The organism is Methylobacterium indicum, from assembly GCF_001043895.1.
Taxonomy (GTDB): domain Bacteria; phylum Pseudomonadota; class Alphaproteobacteria; order Rhizobiales; family Beijerinckiaceae; genus Methylobacterium; species Methylobacterium indicum.
Genome location: NZ_JTHF01000352.1, coordinates 1 through 7593 on the forward strand (window position 1 = coordinate 1; position 7593 = coordinate 7593).

General features: G+C 74.1%; 9 protein-coding genes. All 9 read right to left on the reverse strand.

Features of this window, described 5'->3' with window-relative positions:
* The coding region (locus QR78_RS29745) for a VWA domain-containing protein (protein ID WP_048431236.1) at window positions 1-936 on the reverse strand (936 nt) is incomplete at its 3' end.
* Entirely contained in the window at window positions 933-1553 is a 621-nt protein-coding gene (locus QR78_RS29750) for a hypothetical protein (protein ID WP_053221161.1), read from the reverse strand. The genes QR78_RS29745 and QR78_RS29750, both read right to left, overlap by 4 nt.
* On the reverse strand, window positions 1550-2614 hold the full coding sequence (locus tag QR78_RS29755) for a vWA domain-containing protein (RefSeq protein ID WP_048431237.1): 1065 nt from the start codon (window positions 2612-2614) through the stop codon (window positions 1550-1552). Before QR78_RS29755 ends, QR78_RS29750 begins: the two co-directional genes overlap by 4 nt.
* A complete protein-coding gene (locus QR78_RS35230) occupies window positions 2611-3579 on the reverse strand; it encodes a nonribosomal peptide synthetase MxaA (protein WP_089504118.1) in 969 nt (322 codons plus the stop codon). Before QR78_RS35230 ends, QR78_RS29755 begins: the two co-directional genes overlap by 4 nt.
* Window positions 3576-4418 (reverse strand): DUF58 domain-containing protein, encoded by an 843-nt coding sequence (locus tag QR78_RS29765; protein ID WP_048431239.1) that lies wholly within the window; start codon window positions 4416-4418, stop codon window positions 3576-3578. Before QR78_RS29765 ends, QR78_RS35230 begins: the two co-directional genes overlap by 4 nt.
* Complete coding sequence (locus QR78_RS29770; protein WP_048431244.1) at window positions 4415-5446, reverse strand: AAA family ATPase; 1032 nt, start codon at window positions 5444-5446, stop codon at window positions 4415-4417. Before QR78_RS29770 ends, QR78_RS29765 begins: the two co-directional genes overlap by 4 nt.
* A 194-nt stretch (window positions 5447-5640) precedes the next feature.
* Window positions 5641-5925, reverse strand: coding sequence for a methanol dehydrogenase [cytochrome c] subunit (locus QR78_RS29775; protein ID WP_048431240.1), 285 nt, complete (start codon window positions 5923-5925; stop codon window positions 5641-5643).
* Window positions 5926-6036: 111 nt separating this feature from the next.
* Window positions 6037-6633, reverse strand: a complete 597-nt coding sequence (gene moxG, locus QR78_RS29780) for a cytochrome c(L), periplasmic (protein WP_048431241.1) — start codon at window positions 6631-6633, stop codon at window positions 6037-6039.
* 69 nt (window positions 6634-6702) lie between these two features.
* On the reverse strand, window positions 6703-7593 hold an 891-nt coding region (gene moxJ / locus QR78_RS29785), incomplete at its 5' end, for a methanol oxidation system protein MoxJ (RefSeq protein WP_048431242.1).

Here is a 7593-nt window from a genome sequence, read left to right on the forward strand (position 1 = left end):
GAGGAGGGCGAGCGCCGCGGCGCCGAGCCAAGGGCGCAGGTCGAGGAGGACGGGCCGCGGCCGCGTCGTCGCCACCGCCGTGAGGGCGGCGGCCAGCCCCGCGGGATCGTCGAGCGGCACGTAGGCGAGGCCGGTCTCGGCGGCGAGGCCGCGCAGGTAGGTCTCGCGCACGCTCGAGAGGTGCTCGGTGCCCCGGGGCGCCACGCCGCCGAAGGGGGCGTTGCGCGGGTTGTAGCCCTCGCGCGTCTCGGCGCCCGGGGGCGGCGGACCGAACCGGTTCTCGTGCGGCACGTCCTCGGGGCCGTAGAACCCGATCTCCCGGCCGCGGTCGTCGTAGCGGGGGATCGGCGCCAGGGCGTGGCCGCCCGCGCCGACGATCAGCCCGCGCACCGCGCCGGGCTTGCCCTCGAAGGCGGGCCCGCCGCGAGCCGGCAGCGGCGGCGCCTCGTGGCCGTCGGTGACGAAGACGAGGTCGCTGCCGAGTTCGCCCGCGAGCGCGATGGCCCGGAAGAGCCCGGCGGCGATCCGGCTGTCCCCCTCCCAGCCCATGCGCCAGTCGAGGCCGGCGATCGCCCCGTCGAGGGCCGCGAAGTCGGCGCAGGTGTCGATCGGCTCGAACAGCAGGAAGGTGCGCCGCTCGGCGAACAGGCCGAGCCCGAGGCGGGAGCCGCAGGGCAGGTCGGCGGCGAGCGCCCGCAGGGCGGCCTTGGTCTTGTCGAGCCGGCTCACCGGCTTGCCGTCGAGATGCTCGTCGCGGGTGTTCATGCTGCCGGTGATGTCGACCACCACCACCGCCTCGACGCGCTGCCCCGTCACCGGCAGCCGCGGCGCCGCGAGGGTGAGGAGCGTGAGGCCGAGCGCGCCCGCGAGCAGCCGCCCGCGGGCATCGCCGAGAAGGCGCCGCACGGCATCGGGAAACAGTCCCGAGACGGTCACGGCAGGCCCCGCGGCTGGCCCGGGATGTCGGTCCAGATCTTCTTCGGGTCGGCGGGCATCTCCTCGCCGTGCTCGCGGCCCCGCTCGGGGAAATCGCGCACCAGCCGCGAGGCGACGTCGAGGTTGAACTTCGCGTCCCAGGCTTCCGGCCGCAGGGTGAGCGCCCGGCGATAGGCCTGGCGGGCGAGACCCACCAGGGGGGCGGCCGGGTCGAGCTCCCCGGCCTCCAGCTTGGCGAAGGCCTGCCGCAGCCGCGCATTGGCGAGGGAGATTTGGGCGCGGCCGCGCAGGTCCGCCGATCCGGTGCGGTCGAGGGCGGCGAGAAGCGGCTCGGCCGCCTCGAACCGCTCCCGGGCGACGAGGAAGCGGATGCGGGCGAGCAGGAGTTCGGGCGGCGCGTCGACGCTCACCGGACGGTCGGTGCCGGCCTCGAGCGCCGCGATGGCCCGGTTGGCGCTCACGTCGCGCCAGGCGAGACCCGCGCACAGGATCGCCCCGGCCGCGCCGACGAGCGGCACCGCCACGAGGAGGCCGGTGCGGACGGGCCCCCGGGCCCGGTGCAGGAGAGCGGCGATGGACGGGGGCCTGCCGAGCAGGGACAGGGGCTTGGCACTCATGCGGCGCGCCGGGTGGGTTGAGACGCGGGATCCTCGGACGGGCGGACCGACCGTCGGGCCTCGGCCTTCCATCCCGCGAGGTCGGTCTCGGCGAGCTTGCCGGCGAGGAGGAGCCCGAGCGCGAAGGCGGCGAGGCCGTAGGCGAGGCCGGCGAGGTCGTGCTGCGGCCGGCGCTCGACATAGGTGATCGGCTTGCGCTCGAGCCGGTCGATCTCGCGGACCGCCTGCTCCACCGCCTCCGGGCTCTCGGCCTCGAAGGCGCGATAGGGCACGCCGAGGCTCTTGAAGAACAGGTCGAGATGGCGCTCCGGCGCGGCCTGCGGCGTGTCCTCGCCCGCCGGCCTGTCGGCGAGGCCGGGCGAGCCGGCCGTGCGCAGGAAGAGCCAGTAGAGGGTCGGGTGGATCTTCGCGAATTCCTCGCGCAGGAGCGGTTGCACCCGCCGGTCGATGACCGCGGCGCCGTCGGAGACGAGGAGCAGGACGCGGGAGGCCTGCGGCGCGCCGGGCCCGAACTGCGACAGGGCCAGGCCGAGGCCGCGGGCGACGTTGGTCGCCTCCAGCCCGGGCCGATCGATGGCGCGGATCGCCGCCCGCACGGCGTCGTGGCGGTCGGTCATCGGCAGCACCGCCATCGGCGAGGTCGAGAAGGCCGAGACCGCCACGAGGTCGTGGGCGCGGCGCCCGACGAAGCCTTCGAGGATGCGCCGGGAGGCGGCGGCCTTCGATTCCTCGGCCCCCGAGGGCTGCCGTCCGGCGAAGGTCTCGTTCATGCTGCCGCTGCGATCGATGAGCAGCGAGACCTGAGCCCCCTCCCCCGTCCGCACGACGCTCTCGCCGGCCAGCCGCGGCCCGGCCAGCGCCAGGACCAGGAAGCCGATCCCCGCGACGCTGGCGAGGGTCAGCACGGCATCGACGAGGCGCGACAGCCCGTCCGCCGGCACCATGGCGAGCGCGGGCACCGGCACGCGACGCTGCGCCGTGGCGGCGAGCGGCAGAAGGGCGAGCGGCAGGAGCCACAGCCAGCCCGGCGCCGTCACCCCGAAGCGGCTCAAGAGGCTCACGGCGTGCCCCCGTTTCCGGCCGGGGGTCCCGCACGCTCCGCCGCGGCGAGGCGGCGGGCGGTGGCGACGAGGTCCGGGAAGGGCCAGGCGCGCCGCGCCGCCGCGGGGTCGCGGCCGAAGAAGGCGGCGCGGGAGGCCGCGAAGAACCGGCCGAGGGGCTGGGCGAGGGCGCCGTAGGCCGGGTGGCGGCCGAGGAAGTCGGCGAGGTCCTCGCCCATCACCCGCCGCCCGTCGGTGCGGTCGAGGCCGCGATGGAGCGCCAGCAGCGCCGCGCGGTAGGCAGCCTCGTCCTCCGGCCGGGCGGCGAGGCGGCGCACCTGCCGCGCCGCCGCCGCGAAGGCCCGGGCCGGGCGGCGATGGAGCGGCCACCAGGCCCGGTCGCGGGCGAGGAGCGCGAGGCCGGCGAGGCCGAGCGCCGCGAAGGCCCAGGCGAGGGCCCGGGCGGGACCCGGATCCCGGCGCGGCACCGGGCTCTCGGGCCGCAGGTAGTCGACCGGGTCGGCGACCGGCGGCGGCTGGATCTCGCGCAGGGGGGAGACGAGGATCGGCCAGGTCGGCACCTCGGCGGTCGCGCTCGTCGTCGCCCGGGCGGAATCGCTGGCGAAGGTCACGGTGAAGGCCGGGATGTCGAGGCGGCGCACGTCGAGGGCGGCGTAGAAGGTCTGGTAGGCGAGCGACAGGCGCCACAGCCGGTTGCCGTTCGGCAGCAGAGGACCGGCCGCGACGGAGAGGCCGGTCAGGTCGAGCCAGTAGGTCAGCGGCCCGGCCTTCGGCAGCGAGGCCGCCTGCGGCACGAACCCGTCCGCGGCCTCGATCTCGACGGTCGCGCCGAAGCGGTCACCGAGGAACAGCCCGAACGGCCGCGGGCTGCGCACCGTCACGGTACCGATCTGGGCGGCGGCAGGCAGAGCCGGGAGCAGGCACGCCGCGAGGGCCGCCAAAGTCAGGAGGGCACGCAACCTCATGCGGCGGTCCCGAGCAGGTGGCGGGAGAAGTCGTCGCCGTCGAACCGATCGGCGAGGCGGTAGGGCGGCCGGCCGTACCGCAGGGCGAGGCGGCGCAGGGCCTCGCGCCTGTCCGCCTCGCGGGAGAGCCAACGCGCCCGCAGGGACGGCCGCATGAGCACCCGGCGGCGCCCGCCGCCCTCCAGATCCTCCAGCTCGATCAGCCCGAAAGCCGGCAGGCCCTCGTCGAAGGCGCCGTCCTCGACCGCGACCGGCACCACGTCGTGGCCCTGGAGCCGCTCGAACAGGGCCGCGAGCACGGGCCCGGGCAGGCGGAAATCCGAGATCGCCACAACGAGCTTGCGCCGGCCGGCGAGGCTCGCCCCCGCCTCCGCCAGCCCGGCGGCGCTCGCGCCCCGGGGCTCGATCGCCGCGAGCGCATCCGCCACCGCCTCGGCGGTACCGCGGCGGCGCGAGGCCGGGACGACCGTCTCGGCCCGCGCGCCGCAGGCCATCACCCCGAAGGCGTCGCCGATCCGGGTGGCCGAGCGGGCGAGCGCGGTGCATAGCTCCGTCACCAGCGCCCAGGTCTCGCCCCGGCCCCGGAAGCGCATCGAGGCCGAGGCGTCGACGAGCGCCCAGACCTCCAGGGCCCGGCGTTGCTCGAACCGCCGCACGACCGTGCCCTCGAAGGGATCGCGCAGGGTCGCCCGCAGGTCGATGCGGCGAGCGTCCGGGTGGCGCCAGAACGGCACCTGATCGCGAAAGACCCCGAGCCCGCCGGTGTCGCGGGCGCGGTGCGCACCGGGGGCCGGCCCGGCGGCGGGGCCGCGCAGGCGGTAGAGGATGTCGGTGCTCACGGCGCCGGCACCGTGGCGAGCACGGCGCGGCAGAACTCGGGCACGATCCGCTCGCGGCGCATCTCATAGACCGGTTCGAGGAAGATCCGGTGCGCCATGGTCTCGTGGAAGACAGCGCGCAGGTCCTCGGGCAGCAGGACGTCGCGGCCCTCCAGCCAGGCCCGCACCCGGGCAGCGCGGATCAGGAAGGCGATGCCGCGCGGGCTCGCCCCGCCCTGGACCAGGGACTCCATGGCGACGTCCGGCAGGCTGATCCCGGCTTTCGCCGGCTCGCGCACCGCCGACCACAGCCGGACGACGTAGTCCTCGAGGGCGGGGCTGGCGTGGATGCCGTGCTGGAGCGCCGCCGCGATGCCCGCGACCGCGCCCTGGTCGATCACGTCCGCGGCGACCTCGGCGACGAGGGTGTCGGTGTCGTGGAAGCGCGGATCGAAGGCGAGGCTGCGGCGCAGGGCCGGATCGGTCGGCGCCTCCATGCCGATCTCCATCAGGAACCGGTCGCGGGCCGCCGCCGGCAACTCGAAGGTTTCCTCACGCTCGACCCGGTTGCGGTCGGCGAAGACCTGGAGATGGGGGAACCGGTACTCGCGGTCGAAGGCCTGGACGCTGCGCTCGGCCATCAGGCGCAGGAGCAGGGAATGGACCTGCGGCCGCGCCCGGTTGATCTCGTTGAAGAAGAACACCGAGAGGTCCTGCGACCGGCGCAGCACCGGGCCGGGCTCGATCCGCGGGCGCCCGTCCTCGGCGAGGTAGGTGTGGTAGATCAGGTCGGCCGGCATCATGTCGACCGTGCCCTCGACGCGCTCGTAGGCGCCGCCGAGGGCCCGGGCGACCGCCCGCAGCAGGGTGGTCTTGCCGACGCCGACATCGCCCTCGAGCAGGACGTGCCCGCGGGCGAAGATCGCGATGGTGACGAGGCGGATCGCCCGCTCCTGGCCCACCACCGCCTTGGCGATCTCCGCCTCGAAGCGCAGGGCGGCCTGGCGCCAGTCGGTCAGGGCCGCGTCGGCCGGCCGGATCTGGTTCATGCGGATCGACAACTCCGGGACGGATGCATCGCAATCGCGGGGGCGCGGCGCGATCGGCGCCACGCCCGGCACGCGCCATATCCTCGTGCCTTGGCATCGACGCGTCGACGCCAAGGCGTCCGGCGCATCAGCGCCGACACCCAGTCGGGCTTGCCTTGCGCCTTCGAGCAGATCCGCTCGAAAGCGCTGCGGGATTACTGGGCGGCGATCTTGCTGACGTCGTATTCGAATTTGCCGGTCTTCTTGAAGTTGTCGACCCGCTTCTTGTTGCGCTCCTCCATCGCCTTGATCGAATCGGCCTGCTTGTTCAGCTCCTTGGGATCGTGCTTGGGATCGTACTTCGTCCCCGCGACCTTCTCGGGGAAGCCGGGCTTGGGCTCCCAGCAATTGCCGGGGGCCTTACACTTGGTGCCGTCGTAGGCGAGCGCCGGCAGGGCCGAGCCGGCGACGAGGGCGATGACGGCGAGGGTCAGGCGCATGGTGTTCCTCCTGTCGAATTATGGTTCGGGGCGTGCGGGTCGGGAGACGGAGCGAAGACCGGCTCCGGCCCCGTCAGCCCGGGTCGTGCGGCGACCCGGGATCGGTCGCCGTCAGGACTTGCCGGTCTTGGCGCACATCCCGGGCGGGTTGTCGGGGAAGGTCTCGCCGAGCTTGTAGGGCTTGTAGGCCTTCTTCTGCTCGTCGTTCAGCCACTCGGCATCGGCCACCGGGCCGCTGTAGAGATGGCGGACCCAGGCGGTGACCTGCAGCATGTCGTCGAGGGTCAGGCTCTCGTTGTGCGGGCCCATCTGGCCGTTGGCGCCGCCGAACACCGTCGAGAACAGGCCGGCATCGGTCGTGTTCTGGGGGTAGGTCCAGTAATTGTCGGCGAGGCCGGGGCCGATCTTGCCCTCGCCGATATGGCCGTGGCAGCCCGAGCAGGCGGCGAGGAAGGTCTGCTCGCCCTTCTTCAGGCAGCTCGCATCGGTGATGTAGGGGTTGTGGCCGGTGGCGAGGAACTGCTTCACCCCCGGCGTGTCCTTGCCCTCCGGCAGCACGTCAGAGAAGTCGAGCTTCTCGCCGGTGACGACGTTGCGCAGGTCCACGGCGCTGCTCTGGGCCGTGGTGGGCCGCGGCAGGGCGCCGAGGCTGGCGATGACGATGACGAGCCCGAGGCTGGCACCGAGGGCGGTCCTACGCTGGATCATGAAGTGACGCTCTGTTGCAGGAAGGGGCCACCTCCGGCGGCCCGCGGGACGAGGGGATGAAGCGGGGAATCAGGACCCGGTCGGCACCGTCGGGACGCCCTCGTCCTTCAGGATCGCGTCGATCGCCGGACGGGCCTTGACGAGGGCCGTGTCGAGGGCGGCGAGCAGCGCGTCGTCGCCGCGGCGCACGCCCATCGACTGGTCGAAGCGCATGGCGACCTTCTGGCCGTCGGCGCGGGTGGCGTCGTCCTTCACCAGGGTCATGCGCAGGGGCACGGACGAGGCCTTGACGAAGCGGGCGACGTCGGGAGCGAAGGGCACCGCGACGTCGGCCTTGCCGCTCGCGACCTCGCCGACGAGGCGGGCCGGATCGATCTGGGTGTACTGGTTGCGCGGCGAGCGGAAGTTCACCAGCGAGTAGAGGTAGGCCATGTCCTCCTCGTAGCGGCCGATGTTCTTCAGCATCGTCTCGCTCGGCGAGCCGAACGGCACCGCGACGTGGCCGACCTGCTTGAGCCGCGGATCGGACCAGGAGGTCACGTCGGGCCCGTCCTTGGCCCGGGTCACGAAGACGTAGCCGCTGCGGTAATACGGCTTCGTCGTCAGCACCCGCGGGTCGCCGGTATCGAGCCCGGCGACGACGTCGCACAGCTTCTTGTCGAGGAAGTCGCGCACCAGGTAGATCGCGGGCTTCTCCGACCAGACGAACTGAACCTTGCGCCCCATCGCCTCGGCCACCGCCGCGGCGATGCGGTTCTCCAGCCCGGTGCCGTCCTTCAGCGACAGCGGCGGCTGGTTCGCCGCGGCGCAGACCCGCAGCACGCCGTCATCCTGGGGCGCGGCGGCCTCGGCCGAGGGCTGGGTGTGGGGCTGGGCTTGGACCAGCGCGCTCTGCGCGGGCTTTGCCTGGGCCAGGGCCGCGGTGGCGAAGGCCGGAGCGGTGAAGGCGGCGGCGAGCGC

Coding starts and splice junctions, on each gene's coding strand:
- QR78_RS29750 (WP_053221161.1), bottom strand. CDS start 1,553: ATGAGTGCCAAGCCCCTGTCCCTGCTCGGCAGGCCCCCGTCCATCGCC.
- QR78_RS29775 (WP_048431240.1), bottom strand. CDS start 5,925: ATGCGCCTGACCCTCGCCGTCATCGCCCTCGTCGCCGGCTCGGCCCTG.
- QR78_RS35230 (WP_089504118.1), bottom strand. CDS start 3,579: ATGAGGTTGCGTGCCCTCCTGACTTTGGCGGCCCTCGCGGCGTGCCTG.
- moxG (WP_048431241.1), bottom strand. CDS start 6,633: ATGATCCAGCGTAGGACCGCCCTCGGTGCCAGCCTCGGGCTCGTCATC.
- QR78_RS29770 (WP_048431244.1), bottom strand. CDS start 5,446: ATGAACCAGATCCGGCCGGCCGACGCGGCCCTGACCGACTGGCGCCAG.